At 69.0% G+C, this 19546-nt stretch carries 15 protein-coding genes; 7 read left to right on the forward strand and 8 right to left on the reverse strand.

Translation table 11 applies throughout. From position 1 onward, the window contains the following. Window positions 1-3: 3 nt before the first annotated feature. Window positions 4-4875: an NAD-glutamate dehydrogenase gene (locus E3O39_RS03845; RefSeq protein WP_134445942.1), complete on the reverse strand. Its 4872-nt coding sequence runs from the start codon at window positions 4873-4875 to the stop codon at window positions 4-6. Window positions 4876-5137: 262 nt separating this feature from the next. On the opposite strand from E3O39_RS03845, the gene E3O39_RS03850 reads away from it, so the two are divergent. The 4 genes from E3O39_RS03850 (at window position 5138) to E3O39_RS03865 (ending at window position 8665) form a co-directional block, all read left to right on the forward strand. Further along, window positions 5138-6031 (forward strand): neutral zinc metallopeptidase, encoded by an 894-nt coding sequence (locus E3O39_RS03850; RefSeq protein ID WP_166787231.1) that lies wholly within the window; start codon window positions 5138-5140, stop codon window positions 6029-6031. Window positions 6032-6117: 86 nt separating this feature from the next. Further along, window positions 6118-7008 (forward strand): DUF4190 domain-containing protein, encoded by an 891-nt coding sequence (locus E3O39_RS03855; protein WP_134445944.1) that lies wholly within the window; start codon window positions 6118-6120, stop codon window positions 7006-7008. Between the two features lie 216 nt (window positions 7009-7224). After that, entirely contained in the window at window positions 7225-7638 is a 414-nt protein-coding gene (locus E3O39_RS03860) for a DUF6176 family protein (protein ID WP_174774835.1), read from the forward strand. 49 nt (window positions 7639-7687) lie between these two features. Then, window positions 7688-8665, forward strand: a complete 978-nt coding sequence (locus E3O39_RS03865) for an NAD(P)H-quinone oxidoreductase (RefSeq protein ID WP_134445945.1) — start codon at window positions 7688-7690, stop codon at window positions 8663-8665. Between the two features lies 1 nt (window position 8666). Here the strand turns inward: E3O39_RS03865 and E3O39_RS03870 are convergent, their stop codons facing one another. Further along, window positions 8667-9029, reverse strand: a complete 363-nt coding sequence (locus E3O39_RS03870) for a DoxX family protein (protein WP_134445946.1) — start codon at window positions 9027-9029, stop codon at window positions 8667-8669. 170 nt (window positions 9030-9199) lie between these two features. Between E3O39_RS03870 and E3O39_RS03875 the strand changes: the two genes are divergently transcribed. From E3O39_RS03875 to E3O39_RS03885, 3 genes are all read left to right on the forward strand, one after another. Beyond that, the gene (locus E3O39_RS03875; RefSeq protein ID WP_241975404.1) at window positions 9200-9601 is read left to right on the forward strand and encodes a helix-turn-helix domain-containing protein; all 402 of its coding nucleotides are present in this window, start codon (window positions 9200-9202) and stop codon (window positions 9599-9601) included. Further along, on the forward strand, window positions 9598-10281 hold the full coding sequence (locus E3O39_RS03880; protein WP_255454092.1) for a nucleoside/nucleotide kinase family protein: 684 nt from the start codon (window positions 9598-9600) through the stop codon (window positions 10279-10281). The genes E3O39_RS03875 and E3O39_RS03880 overlap by 4 nt, the downstream gene beginning before the upstream one ends. Before the next feature lie 80 nt (window positions 10282-10361). Next, a complete protein-coding gene (locus tag E3O39_RS03885) occupies window positions 10362-11693 on the forward strand; it encodes a DUF1524 domain-containing protein (RefSeq protein WP_198413368.1) in 1332 nt (443 codons plus the stop codon). An 89-nt stretch (window positions 11694-11782) separates the two neighbouring features. Here the strand turns inward: E3O39_RS03885 and E3O39_RS19255 are convergent, their stop codons facing one another. The 6 genes from E3O39_RS19255 to E3O39_RS03910 all read right to left on the reverse strand — a co-directional run bounded on the left by E3O39_RS19255 (window position 11783) and on the right by E3O39_RS03910 (window position 19482). After that, a complete protein-coding gene (locus tag E3O39_RS19255) occupies window positions 11783-11920 on the reverse strand; it encodes a hypothetical protein (RefSeq protein WP_166789561.1) in 138 nt (45 codons plus the stop codon). Window positions 11921-11927: 7 nt separating this feature from the next. After that, window positions 11928-14081: an alpha-galactosidase gene (locus E3O39_RS03890; RefSeq protein WP_241984966.1), complete on the reverse strand. Its 2154-nt coding sequence runs from the start codon at window positions 14079-14081 to the stop codon at window positions 11928-11930. Window positions 14082-14156: 75 nt separating this feature from the next. Beyond that, a complete protein-coding gene (locus E3O39_RS03895) occupies window positions 14157-15485 on the reverse strand; it encodes an ABC transporter substrate-binding protein (RefSeq protein WP_198413369.1) in 1329 nt (442 codons plus the stop codon). An 87-nt stretch (window positions 15486-15572) separates the two neighbouring features. After that, a complete protein-coding gene (locus E3O39_RS03900; protein WP_134446013.1) occupies window positions 15573-16379 on the reverse strand; it encodes a carbohydrate ABC transporter permease in 807 nt (268 codons plus the stop codon). A 110-nt stretch (window positions 16380-16489) separates the two neighbouring features. Further along, window positions 16490-17449 carry a carbohydrate ABC transporter permease gene (locus tag E3O39_RS03905; RefSeq protein WP_134445948.1) on the reverse strand — a complete coding sequence of 320 codons (960 nt, stop codon included), beginning with the start codon at window positions 17447-17449 and terminating at the stop codon, window positions 16490-16492. Continuing rightward, window positions 17446-19482, reverse strand: coding sequence for a beta-galactosidase (locus tag E3O39_RS03910; RefSeq protein ID WP_134445949.1), 2037 nt, complete (start codon window positions 19480-19482; stop codon window positions 17446-17448). Before E3O39_RS03910 ends, E3O39_RS03905 begins: the two co-directional genes overlap by 4 nt. Window positions 19483-19546 lie beyond the last annotated feature (64 nt).

Here is a 19546-nt window from a genome sequence, read left to right on the forward strand (position 1 = left end):
TGCCTACCGCCGCACAATCGAGCGCAGCAGCCGCATTGCGACCGAGAGCGAGGCCATGTCGTCCTGTCCGAGGGCGTTGACCTCGTCGAATACGCTGCGTGAGCGGGCGAGCTTTTCGGCGTTGAGTGCCTCCCAGGCGAGGAGACGGTGTTCCGCGCTTCCCGAATCCGTCGCCTCGAGCACGGCCGTGGTGATGTCGGCGACCGTCGAGTAGAGGTCGTCGCGCAGCGCCGCGCGGGCGAGGGCCTGCCAGCGGTCCGTGCGCGGCAACGCGGTGATGCGCTCGAGCAGGTTGTCCACGCCGAACCGGTCGTAGACCGTGTAGTACACGGACGCGACGTCCCCGAGCTGTTCGCCGGACTGCGCCGCGATCTTCACAACGTCGAGCAGGGCGAAGGCCTCGAAGAGCTGGGTCCAGCGGTGGCCGAGGCCGGACGGCAGGCCCCACTCCTCCGCCTTGACCAGCAGCGACCCGAGCCGGGCCTGGTCGGCGCCGCGCACGTAGTCGCCCAGGTGCGCGCGGACGAGCGCGATCTGCGGCTTGTACTGCGCCACGACCTCGGCGACCGGTTGCGAGCCGCCGTGGTTGACCTGCCAGCGCACGGCCCGGTCGAGCAGCCGGCGGATGTCGAGGTGGATCGCCGTCCAGTGCTCCGTCGGGAACGACTTCGGCAGGGCGCTCAGCTCGGCGACCATGGTCTCGAGCTCGAAGATCTCCCGGAGCGCGACGAACGCCCGGGCGATCGCCGCGGGGGTCGCGCTGGTCTCCTCCATGGCACGGAAGGCGAAAGTCACTCCCCCGAGGTTGATCATGTCGTTCGCGACGACGGTCGCGATGATCTCCCGGCGCAGTGGATGCGTGTCGAGCTCGGCGTCGAAGCGTTCGGCGAGCTGGCGCGGGAAGTACCGGCGCAGGGTGCCGCGGAACCACGGGTCGTCCGCGAGGTCGCTGTCCCGGAGCGCGGTCGTGAGCTCGATCTTGGCGTACGCGGCGAGCACCGAGAGCTCTGGCGAGGTGAGCCCCTGGCCGTGGTCGATCCGTTCGTGCAGCTCCGTGGTGGTCGGCAACGCCTCGAGCTCGCGCTTCAGGTCGCCGGATGCCTCGAGCGCGTCCATCAGGCGTTCGTAACTCGGGCTCCAGCTCGCGACCTTGACCCGGTCGTTCAGCAGCAGGATGTTCTGGTCGACGTTGTCCTCCAGGACCAGCCGGCCGACCTCGTCCGTCATCGCGGCGAGGAACCCGGGGCGCTCTTCGGCGCTGAGCCGGCCGGCCGCGACCATCCGGTCGACGAAGATCTTGATGTTGACCTCGTGGTCGGAGCAGTCCACGCCGGCGGAGTTGTCGATCGCGTCGGTGTTGAGCAGCACCCCGGCCAGGGCGGCCTCGATGCGGCCGCGCTGGGTGAGGCCGAGGTTGCCGCCCTCACCGACGACCTTGACGCGCAGGTCGCGGCCGTCGACGCGGATGGCGTCGTTCGCCTTGTCGCCGACCTGCGCAGCGGTTTCGGTGCTCGCCTTGACGTAGGTGCCGATGCCGCCGTTGTAGAGCAGGTCGGCCGGTGCCGTGAGGATGGCGCGGAGCAGTTCCGGCGGGCTCAGGTGCGTGATGCTTTCGGGCAGTCCGAGGACGGCGCGCACCTCCGCCGAGATCGGGACGACCTTGGCCTGCCGCGGGAACACCCCGCCTCCTGCGCTGATCAGGCTCGTGTCGTAGTCCGCCCAGGAGGACCGGGGCAGTTCGAAGAGCCGGCGCCGCTCGGCGAACGACACGGCCGGGTCGGGGTTCGGGTCGAGGAACACGTGCCGGTGGTCGAAGGCCGCGACGAGCTTGATGTGCTCGGAGAGCAGCATCCCGTTGCCGAAGACGTCGCCGGACATGTCGCCGATCCCGACGACGGTGAATTCCTCGGTCTGGGTGTCGAGGTCGAGTTCACCGAAGTGGCGCTTGACCGATTCCCAGGCGCCGCGGGCCGTGATGCCCATGGCCTTGTGGTCGTACCCGATCGAGCCGCCGGAGGCGAAGGCGTCGCCGAGCCAGAAGCCGTAGTCGGCGGAGAGGCCGTTGGCGATGTCGGAGAACGTGGCGGTGCCCTTGTCCGCGGCGACCACGAGGTAGGAGTCGTTGTCGTCGTGGCGCACGACGTTCGCCGGGGGAACGACCTGCTCACCGGCATCCGTCAGCACGAGGTTGTCGGTCAGGTCGAGCATGCCGCGGATGAAGGTCTTGTATGCATCGATGCCTTCGGCCAGCCAGGCGGCCCGGTTGACACCGGGGTCGGGCAGCTTCTTCGCGAAGAACCCGCCCTTGGCGCCGGTCGGCACGATCACGGCGTTCTTGACCGTCTGCGCCTTGACGAGGCCGAGCACCTCGGTGCGGAAGTCTTCGCGCCGGTCCGACCAGCGCAGCCCGCCGCGGGCGACCATGCCGAAGCGCAGGTGCACGCCCTCGACGCGCGGCGAGTACACCCAGATCTCGAACATCGGCTTCGGGAACGGCAGTGCCTCGATGCGGCTCGGGTCGAGCTTGATGCTCAGGTAGGGCTTGTTCTGGAAATAGTTCGTGCGCAGCGTCGCCTCGATGAGGTTCAGCAGCACCCGCAGCACCCGGTCGGCGTCGAGGGTGGCGACCTGTTCGATGGCCGTGGCGAGCTGCGCGCGCACCTCCTCGGTGCGACGGATGCGTTCGGTCTCGTCCCGCGCGGGGTCGAACCGGGCCTCGAAGAGGTCCACGAGCCCGCCAGAGACCGCGGGGTTGGCGAGCAGGGTGTCGCCGACGAAGTCGTAGGAGTTGGTGTTGCCCATCTGGCGCAGGTACTTGGCGTAGCTGCGGAGGATGACCACGCGGCGCCAGGGCATGCCTTCGCGGAGGACCAGGCGGTCGAGTCCGTCCGACTCGATGGCCCCGCTGACCGCTGCGCCGAAGGAGTCGGCGAGCAGGTCGCCGGTGCCGACCGGGTCGACGCCCGCCGGGTAGCGCAGGCCGAGGTCGTAGAGGAAGAATTCACGCCCGTCGGAGGTCTTGATCTCGAAGGGCACCTCGTCGAGAACCTCGATACCGAGGTTCTGGAAGTACGGCAGGATCTGGCTGAGGCTCTGCGACTCCATCATGTAGAGCTTCACGCGGGCGTCTTCGGCGGGCCGGTCAGCGGCGTTCGGGGAGAGGTAGACGTGCACGCCCGGGCGAGGCGAACCCGTCACGGATGCCGCGGCATCCCGCGCGACCGCACTCTTCAGGCCCGCGGCGTATGCCTCGAACCTGCTGATGTCGACGAGGGCGTCCTCGACTTCATAGTCGACCTGGTAGCTCGGCGGGAACGCCTCTGCCCAGAGGTGCGCGAGCCTCGTGTCGTGCAGCTGCTCGGTGATCCCCTCCGCCCAGGACCGCACGGCCATGGCCAGGCGGGGTTCGAGTGCCGCGGCGAGCGCGGCGACGTCGTCGGCCGTTCCGACAGCGGCCGTCTTCGGCAGGCGGATCCGGTAGAACAGGCGGGCGAGGGTGGACTCCGTCATGCGGGCCTCGAAGTCGAGGGATTCCGCGGAGAAGGTCTCGGTCAGTTCCTTCTCGATCCGGAGGCGCACCGCCGTCGTGTACCGGTCGCGGGGGAAGTAGACGAGGGCGGACATGAAGCGGCCGAACAGGTCCGGGCGCAGGAAGAGCCGGGTCCGCCGGCGTTCCTGCAGTCGCTGGATGGCGACGGCCGTTGCGACGAGGGTGGGCACGTCGATCTGGAAGAGCTCATCGCGCGGGTAGGTCTCGAGGATGCCGAGCAGGTCCTTGTCGCTGTGCGAGCCCGGCGGGAAGCCGACCTCGGCCATGACGGCATCGATCTTCTCGCGCAGGATCGGCACGTCACGCACGGAGCTCGTGTACGCGCTCACGGCGAAGAGGCCGATGAAGCGCTGCTCCCCGTTGACGTTGCCGTTGGCGTCGAAGCTCTTGATGCCGATGTAGTCGAAGTACGCGGGACGGTGCACGCTCGAGCGGGAGTTGGCCTTGGTGATCACGAGGGCGCGCCGTTCGCGGGCCATGGTGCGCCCGGCATCCGTCAGGTGCTGGATCTCGTGCCCGTCTTTCACGGCGCGCAACAGGCCGAGACCGCTGTCGTCGCGGATAGAGAGGACGTCCTCGCCGTCGACCGTCTCGAGGTCGTATTCGCGGTAGCCGAGGAAGGTGAAGTTGTCCTGGTCGAGCCAGTGCAGCAGGTCCCTGGCTTGCGCCAGGTCGGGGATGCCCTCGGCGTGCGGCAGCTTCCCGAGTGCATCGGCGATCTGCACGGACTTCGAGCGCATCGCGGGCCAGTCGTCCACGGCGGCCCGCACGTCGTGAAGCACCCGCGCGATCCCCTCGGCCAGGCGCTCGCGGGCCTCGACGCTCGCGCGGTCGATCTCGATCGCGATCCACGACTCGAGATGCGGCGAGTCCTCCTCGTTGCCGAGCAGGTGGGAGATGTCGGGCATCGCGGAGGTGTCGCCGCTCGAGACGCCCGCGTTGACCGGCATGCGGGTGACCCTGACGAGCTCGTGGGTCTCCCGGTTGCGGGTGACGACGAGCAGGGGGTGCACGACGAGGTGGATGGCCGCGTGCTGGCGGACCAGTTCGGCGTTGACCGAGTCGACGAGGAACGGCATGTCGTCGGTGACGACGTAGAGGATGCTGCGGTCGGTTTCGGTCCGGATCTCGATGTTCGCCGTCTTCGGCGGCCGGGTGAGGGCGACCTGCCAGTGGCTCTCCGCCCGTGCGCGCAGCGTGGCCGGGTCGTATTCCCTGGCATCGTCACCGAGGTGCTCGTAGTAGTCGGCGACGAAGGCCTCGGTCGTCGACGCTTCGGTGTTCGACAACGCACTGGACAGTTCGGACGACGATTTTGACGACATTGACAAAAGGCACCCATTCGCTTCTGATCCCGCTCGCTCTTGAACGAGGACCGCTTGGACCCCCATCGTAGTTTCGTTCGCCGAAGCTCGCACATCGCCCCCTGTCGATGAGTCACGAACTGCGAGCTGACCTATCGGGCTGCTATGAGTCTGCCTATACTCGCGAGAGTTGACACTCGGGCTCCACGCCGCGAATCGGATGATGTCGCTCCGGTCGCTCCTGACAACACCACACACGCACTCCACAAGGGAGTCCACCACCATGAAACTCACGTCTGCTCTGCGTGCCATCGCCCTGATGTCAGTCCTCGCCTTCGCGGGAGGCGGCGCGGTGACCGCGGTGACCGCGGCCGCCGCGGATCCGGGCGGCGGGCACGCCGCGGCATCCGTCCCCAGGAACTCCGCACAGGGCGCGCTCGCGGGCGGGGCCATCCAGGTCGCCGTCGGCTCCTCACCGTCCGGCATCACGCCGACGAGTACCTCGGGCACGCCGGGGATCGGGGGCGTGCCGACGGCCAACATCGTGGGGTCGAGCGGCACGATGAAGGACTTCCTCGTGTCAGTGCTCGGCGATGTGGATGCCTACTGGACCGGCGTGTGGAAGGACGACGGGCGCCCGGCACCCTTCGTGACCTATGCCTTCCCCGCGGCGGGCGAGGTGGTGCCGTCGATGTGCGCGCCGGGCTTCTCCGATGACATGAGCGCGTACTACTGCCTGTACGACGACAAGATCACGGTGTCGCAGAGCCTCGCCCAGAAGATCTGGGACGGAACCCTCTACGCGAACACCGACGGCACGAGGACCCATAGGACCGGCGACTTCTCGGTCGCTTACGTCGTCGCGCACGAGTACGCGCACGAGCTCCAGAACGAAATCGGCATCTTCAGCACCGCCGGTTCGATCTACCCGGTCTACAAGATCGAGCTGCACGCCGACTGCTGGGCCGGGGTCTGGGCGAAGTCGGCGGAGGACGAGGGGATCCTCGACGAGGGCGACATCAAGGAGGCCGGCCAGACGACTCTCGACCTGGGCGACTACGCCTTCGACAACCCCCAGCACCACGGCACCCCCGAGCAGCGCAACGAGGCCTTCCTGGAGGGGTACGACGGCGGTAGCGAAGGGTCCTGCGACGGCTGGCTCAACGACACGTACTGACGACACCCCTTAATGGGGGTAGACAGGAGTCGTTGAAAATAGCGGGACGCTGCAAGGCTGGACGTATGTCCGATTCTCAGCAAACAGTGAGTTCACCCCCAGAATTCGGCGGAAGCAACCTCCCGCCCGCACCGCCCGTGCCGCCCGTTGCACCCGCGCCGCTCGCCCCCACGAGCAGCCCCTTCGGACTGGTATCCCTCATCGTCGGCGCCGTCGCCTTCGTGGGCGCGTTCATTCCGATCGTCAATTACGTGTCCGGGTTCGCCGCCATTGCCGGGCTCGTCTTCGGAATCATCGCCATGACCAGAAAGGGCAAGCCGAAGGGTCTTGCGAAGGGCGGGATCGCGGCATCCGGTGTCGCCCTTCTGCTGTCGATCGTGCTCGCGATCGTGTACACGATCGGCTTCGTCGCCGCCGTCAATGACGCCCAGGGCCTGAAGTCGGGCACTTCCTCGAGCGACACGTCCGGCGGCAGCTCGGACTCGGGTGACAGCCTGACCGACCCCACCGAGGTTCCCTCGAACGAGGGCGAGGTCGGAACCCGCACCAACCCGGCCCCGATCGGCACGACGATCGCAACGACCGCGGACGGCGAGCCGGAGTATGAGATCACCCTCGGCGCCCCGACCCTGAACGCCGACGCGATCATCGCCGCTGAGAACCAGTTCAACGACGCCGCACCCGCCGGCATGCAGTACGCCATGCTGCCGATCACGGTCACCTATCAGGGCACCACGACCGGCACCCCCTGGATGGACCTCGACGTATCCTTCGTGTCCGCCGCCGGCACCACGCACAGTGAACTCGACAGCTCGGTCGTCGGCCCCGCGCCGCTGTCCGACATCAACGAGCTCTACCCCGCCGGAACGGCGACCGGCAACGTCGTGATCGCCATCCCGACAGCGGATGCCGCGACCGGCACCTGGGTCATCTCGCAGTCGTTCAGCGACCAGAAGTTCTACTCGGCAGCACAGTAGGCCCATCCGCACTGTTCCGTTGCGGAGAAAGCACCCTCGCCCACGCGACGAGGGTGCTTTCTCCGTGACTGAGGCGTTGAGGGCGCTTGTCGGGCCGCCCGGAAGCACGGTTGCGGCCCGCGATGAGGGGACTACGCTCTCCGGTGGAATGATCCACTCGCGGCTTCGGCCCGCTCGGCTCCTGCCGCATGTCATTACTTCAAAGGAGAAGATGTCATGGAATACATCACGTGGTTTGCCCCCATCCTGCCCGGCAAGACCGAGGCCTGGCAGTCCTTCGCCGCGGAGATGGCCGGCGCGCGCCGCGAGGAGCACGAGCGGTCCCGGCGTCGGATGGGCCTGCATCGCGAGGTCGCCTCGCTCATGTCGACCCCGCAGGGCGACTTCGTCGCGCTCTATCACGAGGCCGACGACCTCGCCAGGATGTTCCGCGACTTCGCCACCTCCCAGGATTCCCACGACGTGTGGTTCCGGGACAAGATGATCGAGTTCCACGGCCTCACGCCCGAGATGCTGGAGGGTCCGCCGCCCGCGCGACTGGTCCTCGACTACAACGAGGAGACCTGGGCCAGGCAGGGCGCCGGCCGCGGCGAGGGGCGTGGCGAGGCCCGCACCTCCGACACCGAGTAGGACTCCGGCGCCCCGGCGGCGTCCCAGCGGCCGCTCGTAGGATGAGGGCATGCGCGCAATTCTGGTACCCGTACCCGGAGGGCCCGACGCCCTCACCCTGTCAACCGTGGCCGACCTGGAGGTCGGACCCAGGGACATCCGCATTCAGGTCGCCGCCGCCGGCGTCAACCGGGCGGATGTCTCCCAGCGGCAGGGCTACTACCCATCGCCCGCCGGGGCCCCGGCCTGGCCGGGCCTCGAGGTGTCGGGGATCGTGACGGAGGTCGGCAGCGCGACAACGCTCTTCGCCGTCGGTGACCGGGTCTGCGCACTGCTCGCGGGCGGCGGCTACGCGGCCGAGGCCGTCGTGCACGAGGAACTCGCCCTGCCCGTGCCCGAAGCGATCGACCTCGTCGACGCGGCAGCGCTGCCCGAGGCGCTCGCGACGGTCTGGTCCAACGTCTTCCTCGCGGCCGGGCTGCAGAGCGGCGAGACCCTGCTCGTCCACGGCGGGGCGAGCGGAATCGGCACGACCGCGATCCAGCTGGCCCGGCTGGCCGGCGCGCGCGTCGCGGTCACGGCAGGCTCCCCCGAGAAGCTCGCGGTCTGCCGCGACCTCGGCGCAGACATCCTGATCGACTACCGCAGCCAGGACTTCCCCGCCGAGATCGACCGTGCCACCGAGGGGCACGGCGCCGACGTGATCCTCGACATCATGGGCGGCTCGTACGCGGCGCGCAATATCGCCGCGCTCGCGCTCGACGGGCGCATCATGGTGATCGCCAACCAGAGCGGCCAGGACGCCGTCTTCAACCCGATGTACCTCATGCAGAAGCGCGGCCGCTACTGGGGCACGACCCTGCGCGCCCGTCCGTTCGCCGAGAAGGCCGCGATCATCGCAGCCCTCCGCACGGATGCGTGGCCCTGGCTCGAATCCGGGGCCTTCCGTCCCGTGATCGACAGCCGGTACCCGTTCAGCGAGGCGGCGTCCGCGCACCGCCGGATGGAGGCATCCGCCCACGTGGGCAAGATCGTGCTCGTGCCCTGACTCAGGCGAGGAAACTCAGGATCGCGACGGCGGCGGCGAGCACGAGCAGGACGACGTTGACGCCGAGCGAGGAGAGCTCGCCGCGACGCACGTGAACCGTGATGGCGCCGATCTGCAGGAGCACGAGCCCGATCGCGGCGATCGGAGTGAAGACGGGCGCGATTCCGGTGGCGAGCGGCAGGATCACGCCGAGGGCGCCGAGCAGGCCGAGCGCCCCGATCACGGTGACCTGGGGCTCGGTGAAGTCCTCGACCCACGGCATCATCGGCTGCAGTTGGGCCTTGCTGCGGACGACCTTGATACCCCCGGCCATGAGGTAGACGACGGTGAGGAGGACCGCTGTGATCCAGAGGGCGAGAGTCATGGCATCCGTTTCGTTGAGTTTCCGGTGTTTGTCTGGGAGTCTGGCAGGTGTGACGCGCCCGTGATTGTTACGATTGGTGCCTAACATCACGAGTGGTTACTTTTATACCGCACGGGCCCCACGCACTGCTCTGTGCCTTGGGCACACGGAGGTAAGAAATGGAGTTCCGCATGACGACAACGGACGTACACGCCGCCCGGATGGACGACATCTGTTCCGGCGAGGGCGACGACGGACGGGTCGTGCGCGACTTGCTCGAACACCTCGGCGACAAGTGGACCCTCCTCGTCGTGGGGATGCTCGAAGGCGGGGCAATCCGGTACTCCGAGCTCAAGAACCGGGTGCCCGGCATCTCCCAGCGGATGCTGACGCTCACCCTCAAGAAGCTCGAGCGCGACGGACTCGTGAGCCGGGAGAGCTTCCCGGAGATCCCGCCGCGGGTCGAATACGAACTCACGCCGCTCGGACACACGCTGCTCCCGCCGGCGATCGCGTTCGCGGCGTGGGCGCACGACAGTTCCGCCGAGATCCTCGCCCGGCGGGCCGAGTTCGACGCGCGGGTGACCCGGTGATCGGGACGGGAGCGGGAGCGGGAGCGGGCGCGCCGACCGTGATCGAGACCACGGTCGATGAACTCGCGGCGCGCGTGCGCCGGGTGCTCGCCGGGTCGGCCGACGCTGTGCCGCGCATCCTGCTGGGGCTCTGCGGCGCGCCGGGCTCGGGCAAGTCAACGCTCGCGGCGGCGCTCGTCGAGCGGCTCGGAGCCGGGACCGCCGTGATCGTGCCGATGGACGGCTTCCACCTCGCGACCGACCTGATTCGCGGCACGCCGCTCGCCGAGCGCCGCGGCGCGATCGACACCTTCGATCCCGGCTCGTACCTGTCGCTGCTCCGCCGGCTCCGCGCCCGCGACGAGGACGTCGTCTACGCCCCCTCGTTCCGCCGCGGCCTCGAGGAGCCGATCGCGGCATCCATCGCCGTACCCCGCGGTGTGCCGGTGGTCATCACCGAGGGCAACTACCTGCTCGCCGATGCCCCCGTCTGGCGCGAGCTGCGCGGCGAACTCGACGCGGTCTGGTTCGTCGACACGCCCGACGCCGTTCGGCTGCCGCGGCTGATCGGCCGGCACGTGAGCTTCGGGCGCGACGCAGCGGATGCCGCGGCGTTCGCCCGTGGGAGCGACCAGGCCAATGCAGACCTCATCGACCGCACTCGCGAGCGGGCGGACCTGATCCTGCGCCTCGCCGACTGACCCGCATTCGGAACGCCCCGGAGTGGGTGTGGGGGCGAGCCTCCGGTTACGCCTAGGCTCAGGTGACCCGGAAGGCCGCCATGACGCCCGCACCACAGAAGCCCACCACCCTCGAAGCGAAGATCAGGCGGTTCGTCGGTTCGCTCAAGCCGCTGAGCTGGATCGGCGGCGGAATCGTCGTATTTGTCCTGCTGCTGGCTTCGATCGGAGGGTTCGGCTCCCTCCTCGTGATGGCCGGGCTGATCGGGCTCGTGACGGCCCTCTATTCTGTCGTCTCCGGTCGTGGCTCCTGGGCTGCGCTTCCCTCCCGCAAGGTGGCGGCGATTGCGCTCGCGGCAAGCCTCGTGCTCACACTGGTGGGCGGCGGCGTCCAAGCTGCGACACACCCCGCAGGGCGGCTCGCCGACACGTCCGCGGCGAGTTCGAGTGCGAGCGCGACCCCGACCAGCTCGAGTTCGATCGTGAAGGCCACGGCCACGGCCACGCCCACTGCGGCGGCGTTCACCGAGGAATCGCCCGCAGACCCCGCGAGCGTCACGGCGGCCTCCGATGCTGCGACGGTCGCGATCACCGACACCTCGGCGACGAACGGCCTCGCCGTCACCCTGCTCGCGACGCTCGCGGTCAAGGGCAAGGCGCCCAAGACCGGCTACGACCGGGTCGGCGACTTCGGCACCGCCTGGCTCGACGTCGACCGCAACGGCTGCGACACCCGCAATGACGTTCTCGGCCGCGACCTCACGAGCGTCGTCAAGTCGGGAACGTGCACGGTCATGACCGGCACCATCGTCTCCCCGTACACGAACGCGACGATCGGCTTCGTGCGGGGAGCGGCGACATCCGCCCTCGTGCAGATCGACCACGTGGTGCCGCTCGCGAACGCCTGGCAGACCGGCGCGCAGCAGCTCAGCCAGGCGCAGCGCGTCTCGCTCGCGAACGATCCGCTCAACCTGCTCGCGGTCGACGGACGCTCCAACGAGCAGAAGAGCGACGGCGACACCGCGACCTGGCTCCCCGCGAACAAGGCATACCGATGCCACTACGTCGCCCGGCAGATCTCGGTCAAGGCAACCTACGGCCTCTGGGTGACGCAGGCCGAACGGGATGCGATGACGCGCATCCTCGACACCTGCCCCAGCGAGCCGGCTCTCACGTCCGGATTCACGCCGGCACCGGCACCCGCGCCCGTCGTCGTCGCCCCGGCCACCGCGGCGCCCGCTCCCGCCGCCGCCCCCGCACCCGAACCCGCTCCGGTCGTCGCCCCGGCCCCCGCGCCAGCCCCCGCGCCGGCCACGGCCTACTACAAGAATTGCGACGCCGTCCGCGCCGCCGGAGCCGCGCCGATCCACCCCGGCGACCCGGGCTGGCAGTCCAAGTTCGACCGCGACGGCGACGGGATCGGCTGCGAGTAGCCGCCCCCTTCGCGAGAGTGCACTTTTGGCCCTTAAACCACCCGCTTAAGGGCCAAAAGTGCACTCTCGCGGAGTTCGCGAGGCGCGACTCAGAGGCGGGTGAGCTCGAAGAGGGCCGCCTGCTCGGGGGCGAGCAGCGGAGCGGGCAGGCCGACCTCGGCGAGCACGGTGCCGCTCAGGGTCTCCGACCCGTGCTGCAGCCAGGCCGGCGCGGCATCCTGGATCACGCGCGGCTCAATNGCTCAGGGTCTCCGACCCGTGCTGCAGCCAGGCCGGCGCGGCATCCTGGATCACGCGCGGCTCAATCGACGGCACGCCGGACTCCCCCGCCCCGGAAGGCTCAGCGCCCGGGTCGACTGCCCCGCCGATCGTCAGCGGCCGAACCGTGTACCGCGCGTCCGGGTCGAGCCCGGGGAACCGCAGCGAGGCAGGCAGTGCGGTCCGCGGCGCGGCGAGCGCGACGTACGCGAAGACAGCGGATGCCCCGTCCCCGGCCACGACGCCGTGCAGCTCGAGCGCGGGGTCCGACGCATCCGCGTGAACAACGACACCCGAGTGCAGCAGCGGACGAAGCCGTTTGTATTCCGCGATCCACCCGGCGACGGCCTCGAGCTCGCCGGCCGAGGCACGGGTGAGGTCCCACTCGATACCGGCGCTGCCGAAGAGCGCCGTCGCCAGCCGGAAGCCGAGCGACGCGGTGCGGCCCGTGATGTGCGCGGTCGCGGCGCCGAGGTGCCCGCCGAGGTACTCCGGCGGCACCAGCACTCCGGTATACCGCTGGATCTGCTGCCGCTCGAGCGGATCGTTGGTGTCGCTCGTCCAGACCCGGTCGACGAGCGGAAGGATGCCGAGGTCGATCCGGGCCCCGCCCGAGGCGCAGGATTCGATCTCGAGTCCCGGGTGCGCGGCGCGCAGCGTGCCGAGCAGCCGGTAGACCGCCTCGGTCTGCCGGTGCGCCGAGCCTCCGAGGAGGTCACGGTTGTGGTCCCATTTCAGATAGGCGATCGGGTACTGGTCGAGCAGGGCCGTGAGGCGGGCGAGCACGTACGCGAAGGCATCCGGGTTGCCCAGGTCGAGCACCCGCTGGAACCGCCATTCGAGCGAGCCTGCTGCGCCGAGCACCCAGTCCGGATGCGCCCGCGCGAGCTCGGAGTCGAGGCTCACCATTTCCGGTTCGACCCAGAGCCCGAAGGAGAGACCCGCCGCGTGCACCCGCTCGACCAACGGGTGCAGGCCGCCCGGCCAGGTCACGGGGTCGACGAACCAGTCGCCGAGCGCGCGTTTGTCGTCGGTGCGGCCGGTGAACCAGCCGTCGTCGAGCACGAAGCGCTCGACCCCGACCCGCGCGGCCGCCTCGACGAGCCGGGTGAGCGTCGGCAGGTCGTGGTCGAAGTACACGGCCTCCCAGGTGTTGAGCACGACCGGGCGCGGGTCGTGGATCGTCGCCCACGACCGAATCCATGGATGCAGCCGCGCCGACAGCCCGTCGAGTCCGGTCGCCGAGTACGCGGCCACGGTCCAGGGTGAGGTGTAGCCGGCCCCGGCTGGCAGGGCCAGTTCCCCGGGGGCGAGCAGTTCGCCGCTGCCGAGGGTTGCGGCGCCGAGGGCCGAGCGCTCCGCCCAGACCCGCTTGTCGCCGCTCCAGGCGAGGTGCACCGCCCAGACCTCCCCGCGGCGGAACCCGAACCCGGGCACCCCGGCGACCGACAGGAACGGGTCGTCGTGGCCGGGCCGGCCGTGCCGGCTCTCGCGGCTCCAGACTCCGTGCGCGAGTCTCGTTCGCTGCGGACGGCGTTCGTGGCTCCACAGCCCGGTGAAATCGAGGAGTTCGCCGGCCCGGTCGGGTACGGGCAGGGTCATGTCGAGCGAGCCGAGTTCGAAGTCGGTGTCGCCCGTGTTGGTCAGGGTGTGCCGCACGCGCAGCACGCCCTCGACCGTGAGTTCAAGGTCGGTCGACACCGAGACGGATGCCACGGCATCCGCCGTGTCGATCCGGAGCGAGCGCGCACCCCGGGGATGCACCGCCTCGAGCCGCAGCGCGAGATCCGCCGGCCGACCGGAACCGATCGAACCGGCAGAACCGGCAGAACCGGCGGAACCGGCGACGCCGCGCCGGAAGCCACTCAGCCCCGGCCGGCCGCTCCACCCTTCGGCGAACGTCGGCAGCAGCGAGAGCCGCAGGGGCACGTCGATCGAGCTCGGCGGGACCGCGGGAATCGCGGCATCGGCGAGCGCGGCCAGCTCGGGCCCGGAGAGGGCACCGAGGTCGGCGCCCCAGTGCACGATCGCGGGAACGGCCGTGCCGCGGGCGTCCAGCACAAGGCTGGTGCCCGCGGCACGGAGGTAGTACAGACCCGCCGGGGAGTCCGTCGACGGAGTGTGAGTCACGTGGATCGCTGCTAACTGCTCACACTGCGTGAACGGGTCGGTACGGATCGCTCCCGGGGAGCTGCTGGGAGAGCCCTACTTGTTGACGGGAATGGACTGCGCCGTCATGGCCGCAATCGTAGCCGTCTGGCCGGTCTTGAGGGCGTCGATCAGGGTGCCCTTCTTGGTGACCGCGGCCTTGAACCCGTCGGAGACGTCGTTGTACGTCTGCGTCATGGTCGGACCCCAGACGAAGTCGGGCGAGACCTGCGAGGATGCCTTCGAGAAGACGTCGTAGATGGCCTGGCCACCGTAGAAGTCGACTCCGGCCTTGAGCGCGGGCAGTTCCAGACCGGACTTGGCCGCCGGGTACAGGTTGGCGGACTTGTTCAGCAGGGTGAGCGCCTCATCGGAGGTGTTCAGCCAGAGCGCGAACTTCGCGGCCTCATAGGGGTGCTTCGATCCCTTGAAGACAGCGGTCGAGGAACCGCCCCAGTTACCGCTGGCCGTGTCGCCGGCGGCCCACTGCGGGGACTCGGCGACGGCCCACTTGCCGGCCGTGTCCGGTGCGCCGCTCGCGATGGAGTTGGCGCCCCAGGCGGCGGAGTTCCAGGTCCAGTCGCTGCCGGTGTTGTACGCGTTGTTCCACTCGTCGGTCCACGGCGGGTTGGTCGAGACGAGGTCCCGGTCGATCAGGTCCTGCCAGTACGCGGCGACCTTCGCCGTCGTCGGGTCGGTCAGGTTCACGGTCCAGTTGGTGCCGTCGTTCTTGAACCAGGTGCCACCGGCCTGCCAGACGAGTCCGGCGAACTGGTTGATGTCGCTCTGGGAGAAGTTGGTGATGTAGCCGCCGGTCGCGCGGATCTTCTCTGCGGCGGCGGTGTACTCGGCCCACGTGGTCGGGATGGCGATGTTGTTGGCCTTGAACAGGTCGGCGCGGTAGAACATGGCCATGGGGCCGGCGTCCTGCGGGATCGCGTACACCGCGTTGTCCTCGCCGAAGTTGACCTGTCCCCAGGTCCAGTCGACGAAGTCCTTCTTCGCGTCGAGCACGCCGGCACAGGCGGCGAGGTCGGTCAGGCCGTCCTGCACGCGGAAGTTCGGCAGCGCGTCATACTCGATCTGGCCGAGGTCGGGCGCGTTGCCGGCCTTGAGCTGGTTGAAGAAGTTCTGGTAGGTGCCGCCGTTGCCATTGGGTCCGGTCTGCACCTTCACTTGGATGTCGGGGTTCGCCTTGTTCCACACGGCGACGGCGTCCTCCATGCCGGGGACCCAGGTGGTGAAGGTCAGGTCGACCTTGCCGGTCGACGGCGCACAGGCTGCGGCGGCGGTGCCGGAGCTTGTCGTCGAGGCGGAACAGCCGGTCAGCGCAACCGAAGCTGCGGCGAGCAAGGCAACGGCGACCGCTCTTTTCTTCATTCGCATGTGTCTTCTTCTTTTCTCTTGGGAAAGGAACCGTCCGGCATTCCGGGCGGGTGGTGCTGTGGGTGAAGCGGAGGTGAGGTGAGGGGGCTACTTGACCGAGCCGGCGCTGAGGCCGTTCCGCCAGAAGCGTTGGAGGAGCAGGAAGATGATGATCAGCGGGATGATCGACAGCAGCGCGCCGATCAGCACGTAGTCACGCAGCACGGGGATCTGGTTGACCTGCGAGTTCCAGCCGTAGAGCCCGAGCGTGACCGGGAACAAGGTCTCGTCGCGCAGCATGATCAACGGCAGGAAGAAGTTGTTCCAGATCGCGACGAACTGGAAGAGGAACACGGTGACCAGGGCGGGCACCATCATCCGCACCGAGACGGTGAAGAAGGTGCGCACCTCGCCGGCACCGTCGAGGCGGGCCGCCTCGATCAGTTCGTCCGGCACGCTCGCCGAGGCGTAGATGCGGGCGAGGTAGACCCCGAACGGGCTGACCAGGCTCGGCAGGAACACCGACCAGAACGTGTTGGTGAGGCTGATCTGGCTGAAGATCAGAAACAGCGGCAGCGCGAGCGCGGTTGCGGGCACGAGCACCCCGCCGAGCACGACGTTGAAGATCAGTTCGCGCCCGGGGAACCGGTACTTGGCGAGGGCGTACCCGCACATGCCAGCGATGATCGTTCCGACCAGGGCGCCGAGCCCGGCGTACAGCGCGCTGTTGAGCATCCACTTGAGGTAGACGCCGTCGCGGTAGCTGACCAGGGCGCCGATGTTCTGGAACAGGGAGAAGTCCGCGAACCAGAGCGGGTTCGTGCCGGTGAACTGGGCGCGATCCTTCGTGGCGGCGACCAGCAGCCACCAGACCGGCACCAGGAAGTAGAGCGTGAAGACGCCCATCACGATCATGGCGCTGGCCCGGGCGAACGGGTTCTCCCGCTGGGCACGTGGGGCCGAACCGGGGGTCGAGCGGATGCGACGGGCCGGCCGCACCGGACCGGGGGTGGGGGTCAGGGTGCTCACTGGGCTTCCTTCCGCTGCGTGAACTTGAGGAATGTGAACGAGAGCACGAACGTGGCCAGGGCCAGCACCACCGAGAACGCGGCGGCGAGGTTGACGTTGGGGATCGACGACGTCGTGTACACGGTGAGGTTCGGCGTGAACGTGCTCGTCACGGCGGAGCTGAAGCTCCGGAACACCTGCGGCTCGGCGAGGAGTTGCAGGGTTCCGATGATGGAGAAGATCGCGGTGAGCACGATCGCGGGCATGATCAGTGGGATCTTCACCGACCAGGCGATCCGCAGCTGCCCGGCGCCGTCGAGACGGGCGGCCTCGTAGAGCTCGGTCGGGATGGCCAGGAGCGCCGAGTAGATGATGAGCATGTTGTAGCCGACGTATACCCAGGTGACGACGTTCGCGATGGCCCAGAGCACGAGGTCCGCCGAGAGGAAGTTGATGTTCTGGGTGACCGCGCTGAACGGCGACAGGTTGGGTGAATAGAGGTAGCCCCACATGATCGCGGCGATGACGCCCGGTACCGCGTATGGCACGAAGAACGCGAGGCGGAAGAACTTCTTGCCGCGCACGAGCGGGGAGTCGAGCAGCAGCGCGAACAGCAGCGCGAGCCCGAGCATGATCGGCACCTGCACGGCGCCGAAGGCGAGCACCCGGCCGACGGACTGCCAGAACGGGCCGTTCTGGAAGACCAGGACGTACTGGCTGAGTCCGCCGAAGACCTCGGTCGCCGCGCCGAAGGTGCCCTCACGCTTGATCACGAGCAGGGATTCGTAGATCGCGTACCCGATCGGCACGAGGTAGAACAGGGAGAACAGGGCGCCGAAGGGGAGCACGAAGATCAGGATCGCGCGCTTGTGCTGCACCCGCGGCTTCGCCGGGCGGGGGCCGGGCCGGCCGGCGAGCCGGCGGGCCGTGCGGGTGTCGCCCGGGACATCCGTGAATCGGGCGGTGGAAGCACTCATGCTGCCGTGTCCTCTCTGATGACGCGCACGGCGCCGGCCGGTACGCGCACAATGCGGTCGACGGCGGCGTCGGTGACGAGTTCGTGCCCGCTGGCGGCGATCTCGATCTCGGCGTGGCCGTGGTTAATGACGAAAAGGTAGCTGTGCGTCGCATCGGCGCGACGCACGACCTCGATGGTGCCGTCCGATTCCGGGCCGAGGGCGGTGACCCGCGCGGCCTGGGCGACCGTGCGCATCACCCAGCGCAGGGCGTCGGGTTCGAGTGCGGTGGCGAGATACCAGGCGGTGCCCCGGCCGAAGCCGTTGCGGGTGATCGCCGGGACGCCGGGCAGGGGGCCATCGCGGTAGCTCGCAACGGCGGTCGCGCCGTCGAGGCGCAGTCGCTCGGTCCAGAGGCCGGCAGCCGCCCCGGAGTCCAGGCTCAGCGTCCGGCCGGGGAGCAGCGGGGAGAACTCCTCGACACGGATGCCGAGCATCTCGCGGAACGCGCCGGGATAGCCGCCCGGGCGGACCCGGTCGTCCTCGTCGACGATGCCGCTGAAGAAGGTGACGAGCGCGTGCCCACCGTTCGCGACATAGTCGGCGAGACCGGCGGCATCCGCGTCGGTGACGAGGTAGAGGGTGGGCACGACGACGAGGCGGTAGCCGCTCAGGTCGGCGTCCGGAGCGATCACGTCGACCGTGATGCCGAGACGGTGCAGCGCGGTGTATGCGGCGTGCATCTGGCCGAGGTACTCGACCGACTGTGACGGCCGGGATTCGCCGTCCCCGGCCCACCAGGCCTCCCAGCTGAAGACGATCGCGGCATCGGCGATGACGCGGGTGCCTGCGATGTCGCCGAGCCGGTCCAGGATGGCGCCGAGGTCGACGACCTCGCGCCAGAGTTCGGTGTCTGTGCCGGCGTGGGGAACCAGCGCGGAGTGGAACTTCTCCGAGCCCTGCAGCGAGGCCCGCCACTGGAAGAAGCAGACCGCGTCCGCGCCGCGGGCGACGTGGGTGAGGGAGTTGCGGGTCAGTTCGCCCGGCGCCTTCGCGAGGTTGTGCGGCTGCCAGTTCACGGCACCGGTCGCCTGCTCCATCAGCAGCCACGGGGCCCCGCCGGCGAGCCCACGGGTGAGGTCCGCTGCGAAGGAGAGCTCGGTGACGGGGTCGCCGAGACGGTGGTCGAGGTAGTGGTCGTTGGCGACCACGTCGACCTCGGGCGCCCACTGCCAGTAGTCGAGGTTGCGGATGTGGGCAGTGACCATGAAGTTGGTGGTGACCGGCACCGCACTGTGGCGGCGGATGACGTCGCGTTCGCTGCGGTAGTAGTCGAGCAGCTCGTCGGAGCTGAACCGGTGGAAGTCGAGCACCTGGCCGGGGTTGCGGCTCGAGAGGGTGAGTCGCGGGGTGAGGATCTCGGACCAGTCGCCGTAGTGCTGGCTCCAGAACGAGGTACCCCAGGCTGCGTTCAGCGCGGCGATGGTGCCGTAGCGCGCCTGGAGCCAGCGCCGGAAGGCCAGCGTGCTGTCTTCGTCGTAGCAGAGCGCGTTGTGGCAGCCGAGTTCGTTGGACACGTGCCAGAGCGCGATCGCGGGGTGCCGGCCGTAGCGCTCGGCGACCTTCTCGACGAGGGCGAGGGCGTGCTCGCGGAACACCGGCGAACTCGGGCACCAGGCCTGGCGACCACCGGGGTAGCGGATGCTGCCGTCCTCGGTCTCCGGGAGGATCTCCGGGTGCAGCGTGGTCAGCCACGGCGGCGGCGAGGAGGTGCCGGTGCCGAGGTTGACCCGGATGCCGTTCGCGTGCAGGAGCTCGATGATCGTGTCGAGGTTGGCGAAGTCGTACTCCCCCGGCCTCGGCTCGATGTGTGACCAGCCGAAGATGTTGATCGCGACGAGGTCGACGCCGGCCGCGCGCATCAGCCGCATGTCCTCGGCCCAGGTCTCCGGGCCCCACTGCTCGGGGTTGTAGTCACACCCGTATGCGATGCCGTCGTGGGCGAACGGGACCGCGGATGCCGCCTCGTTCTGGACTGCTGCTCGCGCGTTCATCGGCTCCCTGACGTCGTTGGCACCGGCATCCGCCGGATGGTCTGTGAACGTGCACAGACCGGGT

Origin of the sequence: Cryobacterium sp. MDB2-A-1, from assembly GCF_004402675.1 — a bacterium.
GTDB lineage: Bacteria > Actinomycetota > Actinomycetes > Actinomycetales > Microbacteriaceae > Cryobacterium > Cryobacterium glucosi.

Bases quoted from the DNA above. Each gene is read 5' to 3' on its own strand.
- E3O39_RS03850 (WP_166787231.1), top strand. From the start codon at position 5,138: ATGAAACTCACGTCTGCTCTGCGTGCCATCGCCCTGATGTCAGTCCTC.
- E3O39_RS03870 (WP_134445946.1), bottom strand. From the start codon at position 9,029: ATGACTCTCGCCCTCTGGATCACAGCGGTCCTCCTCACCGTCGTCTAC.
- E3O39_RS03860 (WP_174774835.1), top strand. From the start codon at position 7,225: ATGGAATACATCACGTGGTTTGCCCCCATCCTGCCCGGCAAGACCGAG.
- E3O39_RS03875 (WP_241975404.1), top strand. From the start codon at position 9,200: ATGACGACAACGGACGTACACGCCGCCCGGATGGACGACATCTGTTCC.
- E3O39_RS03910 (WP_134445949.1), bottom strand. From the start codon at position 19,482: ATGAACGCGCGAGCAGCAGTCCAGAACGAGGCGGCATCCGCGGTCCCG.
- E3O39_RS03885 (WP_198413368.1), top strand. From the start codon at position 10,362: ATGACGCCCGCACCACAGAAGCCCACCACCCTCGAAGCGAAGATCAGG.
- E3O39_RS03895 (WP_198413369.1), bottom strand. From the start codon at position 15,485: ATGCGAATGAAGAAAAGAGCGGTCGCCGTTGCCTTGCTCGCCGCAGCT.
- E3O39_RS03905 (WP_134445948.1), bottom strand. From the start codon at position 17,449: ATGAGTGCTTCCACCGCCCGATTCACGGATGTCCCGGGCGACACCCGC.
- E3O39_RS03865 (WP_134445945.1), top strand. From the start codon at position 7,688: ATGCGCGCAATTCTGGTACCCGTACCCGGAGGGCCCGACGCCCTCACC.
- E3O39_RS03900 (WP_134446013.1), bottom strand. From the start codon at position 16,379: ATGATCGTGATGGGCGTCTTCACGCTCTACTTCCTGGTGCCGGTCTGG.
- E3O39_RS03845 (WP_134445942.1), bottom strand. From the start codon at position 4,875: ATGTCGTCAAAATCGTCGTCCGAACTGTCCAGTGCGTTGTCGAACACC.